Source organism: Gracilibacillus sp. HCP3S3_G5_2 (genome assembly GCF_052063305.1).
In the GTDB taxonomy this organism is placed as follows: domain Bacteria; phylum Bacillota; class Bacilli; order Bacillales; family Amphibacillaceae; genus Gracilibacillus.
Window position 1 is genome coordinate 255,585 of record NZ_JBQHXU010000001.1, and the last position, 17,110, is coordinate 272,694.

General features: G+C 37.9%; 19 protein-coding genes. 6 read left to right on the plus strand and 13 right to left on the minus strand.

What is annotated here, in order from left to right:
• Positions 1-15 precede the first annotated feature (15 nt).
• From ACTNEP_RS01295 to qoxA, 11 genes are all read right to left on the minus strand, one after another.
• A complete protein-coding gene (locus ACTNEP_RS01295; protein WP_441159735.1) occupies positions 16-309 on the minus strand; it encodes an AzlD domain-containing protein in 294 nt (97 codons plus the stop codon).
• A complete protein-coding gene (locus ACTNEP_RS01300) occupies positions 309-989 on the minus strand; it encodes an AzlC family ABC transporter permease (RefSeq protein WP_441159736.1) in 681 nt (226 codons plus the stop codon). Before ACTNEP_RS01300 ends, ACTNEP_RS01295 begins: the two co-directional genes overlap by 1 nt.
• A gap of 51 nt (positions 990-1,040) precedes the next feature.
• Positions 1,041-1,802 (minus strand): type I methionyl aminopeptidase, encoded by a 762-nt coding sequence (gene map, locus ACTNEP_RS01305; protein WP_441159737.1) that lies wholly within the window; start codon positions 1,800-1,802, stop codon positions 1,041-1,043.
• 225 nt (positions 1,803-2,027) lie between these two features.
• Positions 2,028-2,132 carry a YjcZ family sporulation protein gene (locus tag ACTNEP_RS01310; protein ID WP_441159738.1) on the minus strand — a complete coding sequence of 35 codons (105 nt, stop codon included), beginning with the start codon at positions 2,130-2,132 and terminating at the stop codon, positions 2,028-2,030.
• Between the two features lie 90 nt (positions 2,133-2,222).
• Positions 2,223-2,975 (minus strand): (S)-benzoin forming benzil reductase, encoded by a 753-nt coding sequence (locus ACTNEP_RS01315; RefSeq protein WP_441159739.1) that lies wholly within the window; start codon positions 2,973-2,975, stop codon positions 2,223-2,225.
• A gap of 9 nt (positions 2,976-2,984) precedes the next feature.
• Positions 2,985-4,121 (minus strand): trans-sulfuration enzyme family protein, encoded by a 1,137-nt coding sequence (locus ACTNEP_RS01320; protein ID WP_441159740.1) that lies wholly within the window; start codon positions 4,119-4,121, stop codon positions 2,985-2,987.
• A 257-nt stretch (positions 4,122-4,378) separates the two neighbouring features.
• Entirely contained in the window at positions 4,379-5,221 is an 843-nt protein-coding gene (locus tag ACTNEP_RS01325) for a DegV family protein (RefSeq protein WP_441159741.1), read from the minus strand.
• 565 nt (positions 5,222-5,786) lie between these two features.
• Positions 5,787-6,092, minus strand: coding sequence for a cytochrome aa3 quinol oxidase subunit IV (gene qoxD, locus ACTNEP_RS01330; RefSeq protein WP_441159742.1), 306 nt, complete (start codon positions 6,090-6,092; stop codon positions 5,787-5,789).
• Positions 6,093-6,689: a cytochrome aa3 quinol oxidase subunit III gene (gene qoxC / locus ACTNEP_RS01335; protein WP_441159743.1), complete on the minus strand. Its 597-nt coding sequence runs from the start codon at positions 6,687-6,689 to the stop codon at positions 6,093-6,095.
• Entirely contained in the window at positions 6,686-8,632 is a 1,947-nt protein-coding gene (qoxB, locus tag ACTNEP_RS01340; protein WP_441159744.1) for a cytochrome aa3 quinol oxidase subunit I, read from the minus strand. The genes qoxC and qoxB overlap by 4 nt, the downstream gene beginning before the upstream one ends.
• Before the next feature lie 18 nt (positions 8,633-8,650).
• Complete coding sequence (gene qoxA / locus ACTNEP_RS01345; RefSeq protein WP_441159976.1) at positions 8,651-9,652, minus strand: cytochrome aa3 quinol oxidase subunit II; 1,002 nt, start codon at positions 9,650-9,652, stop codon at positions 8,651-8,653.
• Between the two features lie 234 nt (positions 9,653-9,886).
• Between qoxA and ACTNEP_RS01350 the strand changes: the two genes are divergently transcribed.
• From ACTNEP_RS01350 to ACTNEP_RS01375, 6 genes are all read left to right on the plus strand, one after another.
• The gene (locus tag ACTNEP_RS01350) at positions 9,887-10,585 is read left to right on the plus strand and encodes a response regulator transcription factor (protein WP_441159745.1); all 699 of its coding nucleotides are present in this window, start codon (positions 9,887-9,889) and stop codon (positions 10,583-10,585) included.
• Positions 10,572-11,987 carry an ATP-binding protein gene (locus tag ACTNEP_RS01355; protein ID WP_441159746.1) on the plus strand — a complete coding sequence of 472 codons (1,416 nt, stop codon included), beginning with the start codon at positions 10,572-10,574 and terminating at the stop codon, positions 11,985-11,987. Before ACTNEP_RS01350 ends, ACTNEP_RS01355 begins: the two co-directional genes overlap by 14 nt.
• Positions 11,988-12,161: 174 nt before the next feature.
• Positions 12,162-13,163, plus strand: a complete 1,002-nt coding sequence (locus ACTNEP_RS01360; protein WP_441159747.1) for a TIGR00341 family protein — start codon at positions 12,162-12,164, stop codon at positions 13,161-13,163.
• Between the two features lie 171 nt (positions 13,164-13,334).
• Complete coding sequence (gene chrA, locus ACTNEP_RS01365) at positions 13,335-14,531, plus strand: chromate efflux transporter (protein ID WP_441159748.1); 1,197 nt, start codon at positions 13,335-13,337, stop codon at positions 14,529-14,531.
• Positions 14,532-14,649: 118 nt separating this feature from the next.
• Complete coding sequence (locus tag ACTNEP_RS01370; protein ID WP_441159749.1) at positions 14,650-15,549, plus strand: cation diffusion facilitator family transporter; 900 nt, start codon at positions 14,650-14,652, stop codon at positions 15,547-15,549.
• A 19-nt stretch (positions 15,550-15,568) separates the two neighbouring features.
• Positions 15,569-15,877 (plus strand): ArsR/SmtB family transcription factor, encoded by a 309-nt coding sequence (locus ACTNEP_RS01375; protein WP_441159750.1) that lies wholly within the window; start codon positions 15,569-15,571, stop codon positions 15,875-15,877.
• A gap of 151 nt (positions 15,878-16,028) precedes the next feature.
• Here ACTNEP_RS01375 and ACTNEP_RS01380 read toward each other — a convergent pair whose 3' ends face one another.
• Positions 16,029-16,478: a hypothetical protein gene (locus tag ACTNEP_RS01380; protein WP_441159751.1), complete on the minus strand. Its 450-nt coding sequence runs from the start codon at positions 16,476-16,478 to the stop codon at positions 16,029-16,031.
• A 76-nt stretch (positions 16,479-16,554) separates the two neighbouring features.
• Positions 16,555-16,995, minus strand: a complete 441-nt coding sequence (locus tag ACTNEP_RS01385) for a GyrI-like domain-containing protein (protein WP_441159752.1) — start codon at positions 16,993-16,995, stop codon at positions 16,555-16,557.
• Positions 16,996-17,110: the final 115 nt, after the last annotated feature.

The following is a 17,110-nucleotide window of genomic DNA, read 5'->3' on the forward strand; positions in this document are numbered from 1 at the left end:
TGTAACACCCTAACATTAAATGGTTAATAGAAACACTGTTATAATCGCACTTAGCACAACTAAAATAACATGTAACCGAAGCCATGCAAGTGTAATTGCCACAATACCTGCCATTACGCCAATTGATGGTTTATCTGGAACCACTGTCATAATTCCCGGGAAAATAAGTGCACCCAGCGCTGCATAAGGGATGGCTTGTAACCATTTATTTACCCATTCAGGGAATTGCATAAGATCAACGATAAAGGCAGGGATAACTCGTGGAATTATAGTAACAAGTGCCATTCCAATGATTATGATCCAAATCATCATTTCTCCTCCTCTAATACGAAAATACCGACACATGCACCAATGACGGTACCAGTGACAATTCCCCAGCCATCTCCTATGTAGGGGCTAACCGAATAGTTTATCAGCATTGCTGTCATACTAATTACAGCGATTCGTTTATATTTTCGTATAGAAGGAATCAATAAACCAATAAACATGGCATATAGTGCTACTCCCATGCTCTGACTTAACGATTCTGGAATAATATCACCGAGCACTCCTCCAAGGAACGATCCAAGTACCCATGAAAGATAAGAGGTAAGCATAATCGTTCCATAGAACAAGTACCCATACTGCTGATCAGCCTGTTTTTTGTAAATGGATGAGACAGAGAATGTTTCATCCGTTAAACCTAGTGATAAAGCAAGTTTCGATTTAAGTGTATAACGTTTTATCTGATTAATAAAAGAAAGGCTCATTACGAAATGGCGGAAATTTAAAACAAACGTAGCAATGATAATCTCTATGGCGCTTACACCTAGAGCTATCATACCTGCCCCCATAAATTGTGCTGCACCTGCATAGACAAGTAGACTCATACCTGTAAGTTCCATTAATGACATACCTGCCTGCTTTGCTAAAACACCATAGGCAATGGCTATCGGCAAATAACCCAAAACAATCGGTGAACCGGCAATGAACCCGTCTCTTATCTGCATCCTGTGTAGGTGTTTCCCCTCTAGGCCCATTACAACTGTTTCTCCTTTATCTTAGTCTTCAAAATTATCTTGATCTGTTAGAATAATTGGACCTTCTTTTGAAATCACTAAGGTATGTTCAAATTGCGCGGAACGTTCTCCATCAACTGTACGTGCAGTCCAATTGTTATCATCCATTTTACTTTGCCATACGCCTTCATTGATCATCGGCTCAATTGTGATAACCATCCCTTCCTTAAGACGTGGTCCTTTACCTGCTAAACCGAAATGTGGAATTTGGGGATCTTCATGGATGGTTGGACCAATACCATGTCCTGTGAATTCTCGCACAACAGAATACCCTTCTGCTTCTGCATACGCTTGAATAGCATGACCAATATCACCGATTCGATTTCCCGGCATGGCTTGTTCAATCCCTTTATAAAGAGATGTTTTGGTTACTTCTAATAATTTATTTGTTTTCTCATCTGGCTCACCAACAACATATGTCCACGCCGAATCTGCTAATCCACCATTGAGATTGACGACCATATCAATTGTTACAATATCGCCATTTGCTAGCTTTTCATCACGCGGGAACCCGTGACAAATTTCATCATTAATAGAAGCACAAGTCGCGTATGGATAACCATTGTATCCTTTTTGTTCTGGTGTTGCTCCATGTTCAGCTAAAAATGATTCAACAAATTCATCTATTTCCTTTGTTGTTACTCCTGGTTTTATACGTTTTGCAATTTCTTTATGACACCTAGCCAGTAATTTACCGGCTTCATGCATCATTTCTATTTCACGTTTGCTTTTTCTGGTGATCATTTATAACTTCCTTTCTAAATCCTTTCCAAATTTCATCTCTATAAAGTTTATCATATTTTCTTTAAAAGATGTGGAAGAAACTATTGCTCCCACTTAAGTAATTCATCTTATAAATTAAAATATATGGACTAATTATCCAACATTAAAACCCGCTTCATTTATAATAAATGAAAACGGGTTTATCTCTTGTCAGGCTATCTTATCGACAACCATTCTCTTCTGGGATTAGTATCCGCCGTATCCCCAAGAAGCACCAATGATGATCAATAGAATAAACAATACAACGACTAGCGCAAAACCTGATCCATAACCATAATGTTGTGCACCCATCTATATCCCTCCTTATAATACTTACACTTTAAAGTATGTAAAAGGAGAGAAAATGGTCAATATTATTATCAAAAATAGGTGATTACCTATTTAAAAAACATTCTTCACACTATAATACTCACCATTCTGAATATTTTCTTCATCCAACAGCCGATCAACCAACACTTTGGCGACTACATCACTATCACGAAGTTTATTTTCCGTTTTATAATTTTTAAATTGGTCGACATCGACAAATTGACTTTGATCGGATGAACGGATTTCCCCCTGCATATCGGTATCCATTATACTTGGATCAAATAAAAACACTTTATTACCTGTCTCCAAGGTTTCCTGTTCCAAAGCTACTGTATTGGTATAACGGTCAAGTCCTGCTTTCGTACTTCCATAGGCATTCCAGCCATATACTGAACGATTGGCAGCTCCGGAAGTTACATGAGCAATAACTAATGACAAATCTGAATCGCGCCATGCATCTAACCATAAATTGGTCACTACCATTGGTGCCAATAAATTGACGTGTACATGGGTTATCAGCTTATCGGTGTCTTGTTTCCCTACCTGTTCTATCGGTGTTACTAAGGCTGCATTCTGAACTAGGTGTAATGATTCTAATGGTTGCTTTTTCAAGAAGGATATAATGTTTTGAAAAGTATGTTCTGTTTGTTTAATATCTGCTAGGTCGACCTGATAATGGCTATAACTACCTGGTAATTCGGCATTTTCTAATGCTTGATTATTCCCTCTAGCAAGTCCAATTACATGTACGGATGCTTCCATTAACAGTTTGGCTATCGATGCGCCAAGACCCTTTGATGTTCCTGTTACCACCGCATATTTCAAAAAATCACCTCATTTTTTTGATTGATCTAATGCTTGCTTTATTGTAGAGATTATATCTTCTGCATCTTCTATTCCTACAGATATTCTTACTAAACCTTTTGTAATCCCCAGTGCGTCTTGTGACGACGCAGGCAAGCTTCTGTGAGAAGTAGCAATCGGATAGGATACAGTAGTTTCTACTCCCGCTAATGTTGCCACCATTTTGATCCAATCCAACGACTCAAAAAAGGTGGTCACATCAGCGTTATTCGTTATATCAATCGTTACAATCGCGCCATTCCCTTTTTCTGAAACAAATTCTGGATAGTAGATTTTATCTACAGCTGGATGCTCAGCTAGTGCTTCCGCTAATTTAGCAGCATTTTTCACATGACGTTCCATCCGGACACTTAAGGTTTTTATCCCTCTTACCGTTAACCATGCTTCAAAGGGGCTTAAATTGGAGCCTAGATTAACGGTTTTTGTTTTGGCTTTCGCTATTAATTCCTGATCTCCTACTAATACACCAGCCGTAATATCACTGTGCCCACCCAAATATTTCGTTGCACTATGTACGACAAGATTGACTCCTGACCGATAAGGCTGGACGAGATATGGAGTAGCAAATGTGTTATCTATCATTGTTTTAAGGTTATGCCTTCTAGCAATTTCCACTATCTTTACTACATTTTCTACTCGTAGAAGGGGATTTGTAATGGATTCTGTATAAAGCAATACGGTATTTTCCTGTATTGCTGTTTCCAAATCATCCTCGAAGGAAACAAAGCTAATTTCTATTCCAAATGTGGTTAATTCATTTGCTAGTAATTCATAGGTACCACCATATAAATCTTCTGATGCGACAATATGATCTCCTGCTTTGGCGACGGCAAGAATCCCAACCATAATCGCGGAAAGTCCGGAAGAAGTAGCAATCCCTGCAGGTGCCTCCTCTAACATTGCAACAGCTTGACCTAGTTCATCTGTGTTTGGATTGCCTACTCTTGTATATAAATATTCGCGCTCGCCATTATAGAAATTCTCGATATCTTCAACATTTTGAAAAGTAAAAGCAGAGGTTTGATGAATTGGGGTGACTTTTGTTGGTACGCCTACTCCCCTTTTCATTGTTACATGCACAGATTTTGTGTCAAATTCCTGTCCCATTTTTGCTCGCCCTCTCTGTCTAAACATTCTGACTTCTAAGACTATGATCAGTAGGGGATTGTCCTCCATTGATCATTATCAAAACTTATCAGGGTGTTAGCCTCTGTAATCTACCAATTAGCTTCCTTGTGTTTCTTGAAGCTTCAAATCGAGGTCTTACATACGTTTAGCACCGTGATAAATATACTTTAACGTAAAAATCAAGTTTTTCCAATTAGAAAAACTTGATTTTTGTAACTCGCTTGTAGGATTTTTGCTTAATCTCGTAACCAAGCTAAACACATTGTACCATAGCCAGTGTGTACACCAGCTACCGGCACCAGCGTTTGGATGTTAACCTGTAGCTCCGTATGCAATTTTTCTATTTCATCTTTCCATTTATATGCCTGATCCTTGACACCGGCATGTAGTATACAAATTTCCTTCAAGTGATATTTTTCCATTGCGTCTTCTAATAGCTGAAACATTTTTCGTTTTGCTCGTTTTTTTATTCGAACTTTATCTTTAACAATGACCTTTCCATCATCAAAGCCAAGTATTAAGTGAATATTTAACAATGACGCAAAAATGGATTGGGCAGCACTTACTCTACCACTTTTTCTTAATTGATCAAAGCTTTGAGGCATTAAATACATTTGTGCAAATTCCGGATAGCTCCTCAGTTTTTGTACAATCTCATTAAAACTTTTGCCTTCCTGCTCCATTTGTATACCGTTCTTAATCATTTTGCCTAATGCAAAATCACCTATTTTCGAGTCGATTACTTCCACTTCAAAGCCAATCATCTCAGAAGCAGAAATAGAGCTTTGATAGGTTCCGGTTAGTTGACTGGAAGCATGAATAGCAATGCCACAATCATATTCTTCTTTTAATCGTTCATATAAGGTAATAAAGTCACCATAAGCAGGTTGACTTGTTTTCGCGTCATCACCGTGTTCTTTTAATAGTTGATAAAATTCTTCTTTTGTTAAATCTACTTCTTCTTTATATGCTTTTCCATTTATGATTACATTTAAAGGAATAATAAAAATATTATGTTGTTCCGCAAATTCTTTATCTAAGCCACATGAGCTGTCGGTAATCCATGCGATTTTCTTCAAGATACTCGCCCCGTTTCCTGCACATTAAGTGCGTTAGTTGATAGCATCTATTTTACTTGATAAAAGTAGTCAAGTAAATTAACAACTTACACAAATTGATTATTACCTATAAAGTGATGCTATGACCAGTGACGATTTTAACCCTTACTGATCATTAGCAAAACTTATCAAGATGTTATAGTCTGTTAGCCCTAAACTTATCCTTTTGTTACGTAAAGCTTGAAGTGGGAGGTCTTACGAACGATTAGCTCCATGATTAATACCTATAAAGTTTCACGCAGTAATTTGCTCGTTTGGATCGTTTCATTACGAATTCATTTAATGGTGACCTTAGTATATTATTTACCAGAAATCCGCTGATTCAAACTCCGTTCTCACATTGTTTCCCATACTTAATACTAGATGAAAAATAAATAGATGTTTTGGTTTAATGGCTTGCTTAAGTTGATCGCATCGTCTGATGAACTTTTGGTATGACCAAAAAAGTTCATTTTCTACGTCCATTATTTACTAACAAAAAGGGCCACCTATCCCATAACGGTAAGGCAGCCCCTTATTTTTATGCTTAATGTAAAGACGCGTGTCCTGAGGTTAATACCCAAATGGAACCGAAGACGATGATTAATGCTAGGATAATACTATTGACCATATTGATGACATTAATAATCCCTTCTCTTCCTTCTGTCACGTGCATAAACATAAATAATTGAATAATCGCCTGAAATAGCGCTAATATTCCGATAACCCATAAAATTACTGTATTAGAGAAATCAGTGTAAAATGCTACAAATACGGCTAGTAATGTTAGTGCAATTGACAGAATGAAACCTACTAACAGATTCCATGGAAAACGATGATTTTTTGCACTCATTTACATCACCATTCCTTTCAAGTAGACGAACGTGAAAATGAAAATCCACACAACGTCTAAAAAGTGCCAGTATAAGCTTGCAATAAATAATTTACTTGATGTTTTTACCGTAATACCACGACGTACGAGTTGTACAAGCAATAAGCTAATCCAAATAATCCCAAAAGCAACGTGTGCTCCGTGTGTACCTAACAGGGTAAACAAGGCTGCTGTGAAACCACTGGTTTGAAGTGTTGCACCTTCATGAATATAATGAATGAATTCATTTATTTCCATAGCCAAGAACCCAGCTCCAAGTAACAATGTAACGATCATCCAGATTAGTAGTCCTTTTTTGTCGTTATTACGCATGGAATAAATTGCTAAGCCACTAGTGAAACTACTTGTTAATAAAATAAAGGTTTCAATCAAGACATCTTGTAATACGAAGATGTCTTGACCAGTCGGCCCACCAGCTGTGTTATGCTCTAAAATGAAATAAGAAGCAAACAATGTGGAGAAAAGGACAATCTCAGCACCAAGGAAGACCCAAAAGCCTAATATATTCATTTGAGTTTGTTGTGATTGATATTCTAACGGTGTTGTATGGGATGTCATTGTAAATCACCTCTCCACTCTCTTTCTTCCTTTTCTAATTCTTCAACCGGTATATAATAACCATCGTCATAATCGAATGTGTTGGCAATTAAGCCGACTACAATACCAATCGATGCGATGATTGCCAACGTAAACCACTCAAAAACTAGGAAAAAGCCGACTACACCAAATGCTGCTGCTAAAACGATCGGTGTCCATGAATTGCTTGGCATATGAACAGGTTTTAAGTCTTCTTTCTTCAAGCCTGTTTCACCTTTTTTCTTCTTGTACCAGAAATCGTCTAATTGCTCGACTTGCGGAACAACGGCAAAATTGTAATGTGGTGCAGGCGAAGCAGTTGCCCACTCCAACGTACGAGCGTTCCATGGGTCACTTCCTACATCTCTGGAAGCATAACGGAAGCTCCAGTAAATGTTATAACATAATGCAGCGAATCCAGCAGCCATTACAAGTGATCCGATTGCTGAGAAGCCAAGCCAAGGTCCCCAACCAGTACTTTCCGCATAAGTGTACATACGGCGTGACATTCCGTCTAATCCGACAAAGAACATTGGCATAAATGTCATATTAAAGCCAATTACGAATAACCAGAAATGCCATTTTCCGATTTTTTCATTAAGCTTGAAGCCGAACATTTTTGGCCACCAGTAATACAATGCAGCAAATACCGCGAATACAACCCCTGGAATCAATACATAGTGGAAGTGTGCCACAAGGAACATCGTATTGTGGTATTGATAGTCAGCTGCTGCCATTGCGAGCATTACACCAGTAACACCGCCAATTGTAAAGCATGGAATAAATGCTAATGACCATAGCATCGCTGTCGAAAATTCAATCCGGCCTTTCCTCATCGTAAATAACCAGTTAAATATTTTCACACCAGTCGGTATTGCAATCATCATTGTCGTTAGTGAGAAGATCGAGTTAACGGCAGCACTGTTTCCCATTGTATAGAAGTGGTGTACCCACACAAGCATACTTAGGAAAGCAATACCTGCTACCGCATATACCATGGATTTATATCCATATAAATTCTTTCTTGCAAAGGTAGCAATGACTTCTGAGAACATACCGAATGCCGGTAATACCACAATATATACCTCAGGGTGTCCCCATAGCCAGAACAGATTCAGCCATAACATCGGATCCCCGCCAGCTGCCACTGTGAAAAAGTGTGTCCCGAATAACCGATCTAATGTCATAAAAAGTAGTGCGATCGTAAGGATCGGGAAGGCAGCTACGATAATGATCGATGTAATAAATGTTGTCCAGACAAATATCGGTAATTTCATCCAAGACAAACCTGGTGCCCGCATCTTAATAATCGTGACAATAAAGTTAATACCTGTTGCTAATGTACCAATCCCGGCTATTTGCAAAGAAATGGCATAATAGTTGTTCCCAACACCTGGAGTAAATTCTTTACCTGCTAAAGGAAAGTAAGATGTCCAGCCTGCGTCAGGAGAACCACCAATTACAAACGAAAGATTAAATAACATCGCTCCTGCAAAGAATGTCCAAAAACTAAAGGCATTTAGTTTTGGAAACGCCACGTCACGTGCTCCAATTTGTAACGGAATAACGACGTTCATAATACCAATTAACAATGGCATTGCCATAAATAAAATCATGATAACGCCGTGCGTTGTAAATATTTCATCATAGTGTTGTGCATCTAATAAATTCAATTCCGGCCTGGATGTTTGTGCCCTCATTAAAAGACCATCCACACCACCTCTGAAGAACATGAGCACCCCAGCTAAAATGTACATAATACCAATTTTTTTATGATCAACGGTTGTAAACCATTCATTCCACAACCATTTCCATTTTTTTAAATAAGTAATTAAAGCAATCAGACCAACCATTGTCAGACCGATTGCAATTTGTGATGCCAATATTAAAGGATCACCAGTAACAAAAAATTCATCTAATGACATGTTGTTCACCACCTCTTATTAATGATGTGAGTGATCTGTTGCGTCAGAATCACTGTGTTCCGTTTCTTCATGATCGTGTTCTTCTAGATCTTGCTCTGAACTGTCGACTTCTCTATTCTCGTCAATCTCTTGATGAAGATCACTATGTTCTCCATGGGTAATTCGGTATTTTTCTGGATCTATATATTTTTCTGAACCACCATGCGCATGATCAATCCAGTCTAAATGTGTACCATTGAACGTCATACGCCCTAAAACGCCTGGCTCTAATATTTGACTATAGGTATCTTCTGTTAATTCGTTTGCGGTATTTTTTACATCATTTACCCATTTATTAAAATCTTCTTTTGTTTGTGCATGCACTTCAAACTCCATATGTGCATAGCCTTGACCATTAAAGCTGGTATTTCTTCCGTAGTAGGATCCCGGATTATCTGCTACTAAGAACAGGTTAGTTTGCATATTTGCCATCGTATACTTTTGACCACCTAGTTCCGGTACCCAAAATGATTGCATCGTTCCTGCGGATGTCATTTTAAATTCAACCGGATGATCTGCTGGAATATTAATATAATTAACTGTCTCAATATCCTGCTCAGGATAACTGAATATCCATTTCCAATCGGCTGATGTGACATGGATAACTAGAGGCTCTTCTTCTTCATAACCCTGTGGGACATCCTCCACTTCATATATTGTCTTTACCGTCGGAATCATCAAAGCAATCACAATAATTACTGGGATGGTAAACCAAGTAATTTCAAGAAGATGATTTCCCTTTTCTTCCTTTGGCTCGAAATTCCCGTCATCTTTTCGAGCTCGGTACTTCCATACAATGTAGCCAAATAGCACAAAAACAACTACTACGACTACTAACATTAATATAATGGAATATACGATTAAATCTGTTAAACTTCTTGCAATAGGCCCTTTAGGATCAAATACAAGTAATTTTGATTCACAGCCTGCAAGCATAACAGGAATCAACAATAAAGTGAGAGCATATAAGAGCTTCTTCATTGCATTCATGGTGTTACTCCTTTCGCTTAAAAGCATTTCTATACTGTACATACCCATTTATTTAATAAGTAAAATTACATCTATCTTACATTGTGGCAGGTAAATGTGATGAAATTATGATGAAACGGTAAATGTCATAATTTGTTCAAAAACAAAAAGCCATCCATTTTACTAATATCACATTTTTCTATACTATTTGGGTAAGGACAAAAATGAAGTTTGAGAGGGATAGCAATGAAGACGATATTACTTGTCGATGATGAAAAACAAATGAGAATGATGTTAACTTTATATTTAAGAAAAGATTTCCGGCTGCTTGAAGCAGAAAATGGCAATGAAGCAATCAATAAATTAAAACAAAACGAGGTCGATCTCGTTCTATTAGATATTATGATGCCTGAATTAGACGGTATAGAAGCATGTAAGAAAATGAAAACAATTAAACCGGATGTACCGATCATTTTACTTACTGCCCTAAACGAAACCTCTCAAAAAGTAGAAGGTCTAACTATTGGAGCAGATGATTACGTAGTAAAACCTTTTGAACCTGAGGAATTATTAGCAAGGATTCAGGTACAGCTACGACATTTTCAAAAGGATGAGGAAAGAACCAAAACATTACAATTCAAGGAATTAAATATTGATCCAGATTCCCATACTGTTACAGTTAATGGAAAGGAAGTTAAATACAGTCCGAAAGAATTTGATTTGCTCTATTTAATGGCATCGAATCCGAACCGAGTGTATACGCGAGATCAGCTGTTAGATTTAATATGGGGATTGGACGATATTGTTGATATAAGGACAGTCGATTCCCATGTTCGTTATGTAAGAGATAAATTAAAGAAAGCGGGAATCTCCCATCAGCCGATAGAGACAGTATGGGGAGTTGGTTACAAATTTGACCAGGGGGATGACAATGAAACTAAATAGTGTTGTTTTTAAGCTTGGAGCGACCATCTTATTTTTACAACTTATTATTTTAGTACCACTTGGCTATATTATTTTACAGCTCATTTTAAACTACTCGATGAACCAAACGGAACAGCAGCTAGTACAGTTGTCAGAAAAATATGCAGGGCAAGTAAATCATATAGACGACCCTGACAACCTCCAATTATTAGAGCACTTGGCTGATATGACAGATACAAGTGCTGTTATCCTTGATCAAAATGGCGAAACGATTTTGCAAACGAACTGGCATGAAGATATTACAGATGAAGTACTTGCTAACCCCCAAATAAAGCAATTAGAAGCCGGGGAAACCATCGTCGAAGAGTACACTTTTAACAGCACTACGTATTTAAAGGTGGCACAACCAATCACCAATCAAGGAGAAAACGAGGGTAGTGTTGTGTTATTCTCTTCGTTTGGACTTATTAGCAATTCCATTCATAACATTATCGTACTGGTGATCTTAGCAAGTATGGGTGCCGTTATCTTAGCAATTGGGTTTACCTTCTTTATTTCAAAAAAATTAGGCGCACCGCTGATCGCAATGGAGAAGGTCGCTAAACAAATTGCTGAAAAAAAGAATTTTTCCCTGCGTGTCGACTATAAAGCAAATGACGAAATTGGCTCCTTAGCCAAGGCGATCAATCATTTATCCGAAACATTAGAGCGATATCAGACAAACCGAAATGAGTTTTTCTCGAATATTACCCATGAACTGAAGACACCACTTACCTATGTTAAGGGATACGCCAATGCAGTCCGGCATGAGATGTATCAAAGTAAAGAAGAACGGGATGAATTTTTAGAAATTATCGAAAACGAAACAGATCATATCAGTAATTTAATGGATGATCTCACTGACTTATCCAAGATTGAAGAAGGAAAAATAGATTTAAATAAAGAAGATATCAATATCAATAAATTGGCAGAAGAGATGATCAAACGATCTCAGTTTAGGGCTTCAGAGAAAGGATTAACAATGAATTTGGATCTACCGGAAAATACTGTCTATTTATTCGCGGACAAAAGTAGACTTGACCAAGTGTTAACGAATATCGTCGAAAATGCGGTTCGATATACGGAAACAGGCAGCATTACTCTTCAAGTAATGGAAGAGCCTGATAACGTGAAAATTCTTGTAAAAGATACTGGTATTGGGATTAAAAAAGAAGATTTACCTTATCTATTTGAGCGTTTTTACCGCGTAGATAAATCTCGTTCCCGCGCTAACGGTGGAACTGGATTAGGTTTAGCGATCGTTAAAAATCTAGTCGAGTTGCATGAAGGAGACATCGATGTTGAAAGTGAATTAAATAAAGGAACAACGATCACTCTCCGTTTTCCAAAAGAGGCGAAGGCAAAGTATGCAGTTCAAAGATAAAGTGTAAGGTTCCCATTTGCTAAAACCGATTTCAAGAAAATAAGAAATAATTTTTTTGGAAACAATTCGTTTAGGAAATTGGATATCCTAAATAATGCATGTATTTTTCACTGCTTTCTCAGCGGACATGCAAAGACATCATCGATTTAAACTATCATGGAAAGGACGAACATCATGGAACTGCAACTGATTGAAGTCTACATTCCCTCCCACCGATTCGAACGTTTTCTACAAGAAGTCGAAGAATATCACGTAATTGAAAAATGGTATACAAAAATCTCAGAAGAGGAACAATTAGCAAAATTATTAATTGAAAAAAAACATGCTGAAGAGATTTTAGACTTCCTTGAAGTAAATGACCGTGGCCAGGAAAATATCCGGGCACTACTCTATAACATTTCTACCTATGTACCTAGAATAGAGGTCGACGATGAAGAAGAACAAGAGGATCCAGAGGAAAAACAAAAGGAGATTACTCGTGCAAGCAGGCATGAATTATATAATGTCGTCCAATCATCTAGCACTTCTAGCATGAATTACTTGTGGATGTTAGTGCTATCATCCTTGGTTGCGACAGCAGGAATCGTCAAGGATAGTGCTGCCATTGTAATAGGCGCAATGGTAATTGCACCATTGATTGGACCTTTTACAGCACTCGCCTTCGCTGCCACATTAGGTGATTACAAATTAATGAAAAAATCAGTCCTTACATGCTTATATGGACTGTCAATTCCAATCGTGATAGCAATTGTTTTTGGTCTTCTCTTTCATTTGCCGATTAACAGTGATGAGTTTCTGGCTAGGACAAATATTGAACTGATGGATATTATCGTTGCCCTTGCAGCAGGTACTGCAGGTGCCATGTCATTTGCTAAACGTGTGTCCGAGGCATTAGTAGGGGTCATGGTATCTGTTGCATTACTACCACCTGCTGTTGTACTTGGGATGATGCTGGGAGATTTTGCATTTCAGGAAGCCCTTACCCCTTTTATTCTCTTAATGGTCAATATCAGTGCTATTCTATTCTCAGCGATAGTTGTTTTTTGGACAAGTGGTATTCAGCCCGTAAATTGGAGTGAAATTCAAGTTGCCAACACATCCAAAACCTATGCACTTCTGTTCGTTAGCAGTGTCATTATTATCCTCGCTGTAATGATCATTATTATTCAATTTTGACTAATCTCCATTCAACTCATTATCTCGTATTTAATTTAGGCTATTAAGGAAACCATTCCAAATGGTGATTTCTCTTTGTTAACACTTAATCAAAACTTTACAATCCAGTCCTTGTCGTCATTTGATGGAATTGCTATACTTTACGGAGATATTTTTAATCAGGAGGTTTGTATGAAGAGAGAAAAAAATAGCTTTCGTGATTATTTCATCATTTTGTGGATTGCTACTCGTTTAGGCTTCACTTCGTTCGGTGGTCCTGTGGCACATCTAGGCTACTTTCATGAAGAATATGTACGTAGAAAAAAATGGCTCGATGAAAAAGCTTATGCAGATTTAGTAGCCTTATGTCAATTCCTACCTGGACCTGCCAGCAGTCAAGTCGGCATTGGGGTCGGGATCATACGTGGAGGGATACTCGGTGGCATTCTGGCATTTCTTGGATTCACCTTGCCTTCAGTGATAGTCCTTATTTTATTTGCACTAGCTTTACACCAGTTTGCTTTTTATGATGCAAGCTTTATCCATGGTTTGAAGGTTGTTGCTGTGGCGGTTGTCGCCCATGCTATTATGGGAATGGGTGCTAAATTAACCCCTGATCTACCCCGAAAAGCAATAGCACTAAGTGCTGTAGCTATCATGCTTGCGTGGCAAACTACTGTTACCCAGGTGATTATTATTCTAATTGCAGCTATAATCGGAATGATCACTTTCCAAAATCATGCGAATGATGAACAACCTGCTAGGCTACAACTAACATTATCAAAAAAGACTGGTCTTATTAGTATTACTTTATTTTTTAGCTTATTAGCTTTCCTTCCGATTGCTAGCCAGCTAACAAATTGGCAATGGCTCGCGATGTTTGACAGCTTTTACCGTTCTGGGGCTCTTGTATTTGGTGGCGGACATGTTGTCTTACCTTTACTTGAACAAGAGTTCGTCCCAACTGGCTGGATTACGGAACAAGAATTTTTAGCTGGTTATGGAGCAGCACAAGCTGTACCAGGTCCTCTCTTTACCTTCGCGGCATATCTTGGAACGGTAATAGGTGGGGTTCCAGGTGGATTACTCGCAACAGTTGCTATCTTTTTGCCAGCATTTTTACTTATTATTGGTACTTTACCTTTTTGGCATAAATTACGCCACGTTACATCTGTGCGTGGTGCCTTACTAAGTGTCAATGCAGCAGTTGTTGGACTGTTAATCGCTGCCTTTTATCAACCAATTTGGACAAGCACTATTTTAGAGACAAAAGATTTTATTTTAGCAGCTATTCTTTTTAGTTTGCTGGCATTTTGGAAACTACCATCTTGGATAATCGTTATAATTGGATTAATCGGTGGTACCTTATTACCATATTTACCCTTCTAATGACCTGATTATTTCTGGTCATTTTTTTTCTGGGCATTCGCTCTTTTCTTGCACATTACGATGATTCATTTTATAATATGAATATATGTTCATTTGTTATATTGAAAGGAGATATGGTATGGGACATCATCATGATCATCATCATACAAGTAATAAAAAAGCATTGTTGATCAGCTTTATATTGATTGCAACATTTATGGTTGTGGAAGTTATTGGAGGTATTTGGACCAATAGTTTGGCGCTATTATCTGATGCTGGACACATGCTAAGCGATGCGTTCGCTTTAGGTCTGAGTCTGTTTGCATTCAAACTAAGTGAAAAAACAGCCAATTCACAAAAAACATATGGTTATAAACGCTTTGAAATATTAGCGGCATTTATCAATGGCGTGACATTACTAGCTATTTCTCTTTACATTTTTTATGAAGCCTATCATCGCTTTTTGGAACCTCCTAATGTAAGCCCGATGATGTTGTGGATTGCCATTACCGGACTTATTGTCAACATTATCGTTGCCTTTATTTTGATGTACGGTGGAGATACAAAAGATAACTTGAATATGCGCAGTGCTTTGTTGCATGTGTTCGGTGATTTATTAGGTTCGGTTGGTGCGATTGTTGCTGGGCTCCTTATTATGTTTTTTAATTGGAACATGGCAGACCCAATCGCAAGTATTATCGTAGCTGTTCTCATTTTAATTAGTGGTTATCGAGTTACCCGTGAGTCCTTTCATATCTTAATGGAAGGTACCCCTGATCATTTATCTTATGAAGAAATTGAAGATAAATTAGTCCAATTGGATGGTGTTATTAATATTCATGATTTACACGTCTGGACGATTACATCAAATTTTCCTGCGTTAAGCTGTCATATGGTTGTAGAAGAGCACGTCGACCGTGATGAGCTATTAAAAAAAGCAGCTCATTTATTACAACACGAATTTGCTATTCTTCATACAACTATTCAAATAGAAGGTGTTCATGCAGAAATGGAACATGATGAAAATAATTGTAATTGATTATAAGGAGGACTGTACGATGCCAGATGAAAACTATCAACCTTTAGATGAAGAAACACTTTTTTTAGTATCGCAGACTTTTAAAGCGTTGTCTGATCCAACAAGAATTCGTATCTTACATTTATTATTTAATCGTGAACTCTCCGTCACAAATATTGCCGAAGAACTCGAGCTCAATCAGTCAAATGTCTCCCATCAATTACGTTTTTTAAAAAATTTGCGCCTCGTGAAATATAAACGTGATGGTAAGACGGTTTACTATTCACAAGATGATGAGCATGTGATGAAAATATTACAGCAATCGATAGACCATGCTGCACATCATTAGATCTTTAAACAACGAAAAATGGTGCTGCATACTTGGGTTCCAATACCCGAACAAGCTGCTCAAACTGAGCTCTTGACCTTCTCCGGACACAAAAATAAAAAACACACGTGTTTCACTGCTAAGCAAAACGCATGTGTATTTTTATGGTATTTTAAACACATGTAAAGGATTGAATTCTTTCTGTATCAATACCAAAGTATACCCAATTAAAACCAGTCCAGCGATAACCAGCTACAGAACGTCTGCCTATAAAGGTTGGATAAAACCAAAATGCATTAAAACGGCTGAGCCAGACATAGGTGAATCGGAACAAACACGCTCTCATTGAACCAGGATCTACCGCAAATAGTTGGGGACCGTCCCCTAATGGTTGAGCTTGCTGCGGTATTTGTGCGGGCGGGGGAGTTGTCGGCGGCAACCCCTGTGGCCCCTGTCCAAAATCGGGAGGACCAAATGGTGGTGGTGACGTTGGACTGCCTCCTGGAATTGTATCCGGAAAGCCACGTTGAACAAGTGGTGAAAATGGATGCTTGCCATTTTCAGGATACATATTTCTGTTTGGATCATGCATATATGGTTGAGATGGATAATATGGTTCCATAATCATTAACCTCCTGTCTCTAACACTATATGTTAGAAGAGGGCTTAGGTAATTTGTCCATAATAAAAATAGGCACCTACTGACCTATTAATTTAATGTATAAATCATGTGTTGATTCATTTCCTGAAGTCGTATACCCCATGTCTATCTTCATCGTATCTAAATCCAATCCGCTCTCTTTACCATACTGATACATCTTACCAAATGTTTCTGCGATAGAAGCTAAACTTCCTACATGGTTGTGATGTAAATATCTTGCTGAGGGTATCGTAATCTTTTCCATCCCCTCAGGTATTTCAGCATCGTTTGGTACTTCGACACATATACATTGGGTATACATGGTGTTTTTTTCTTCTAGGCTTATATCCATCATTACATCCGACTTTCTCTGATTAATGTACACTAATCTACTTTTAAATTCTTCCCACTTTAATGGCATATCACGGATGAGACCTTTCCAATCTCTTGTTATCTTTATACCTATTACAGTCATTTCTGCTTTTTCTACAACCTTCATTTTATTCACCTTCTTTGCACAAATGCTCTTTAAAAAGAAAAACCGAGCAAAAACACTCGGTTCTCGCTATTCACTCATATATCCATCCATTCTCATTCGTTAAAGGTAAATTCGA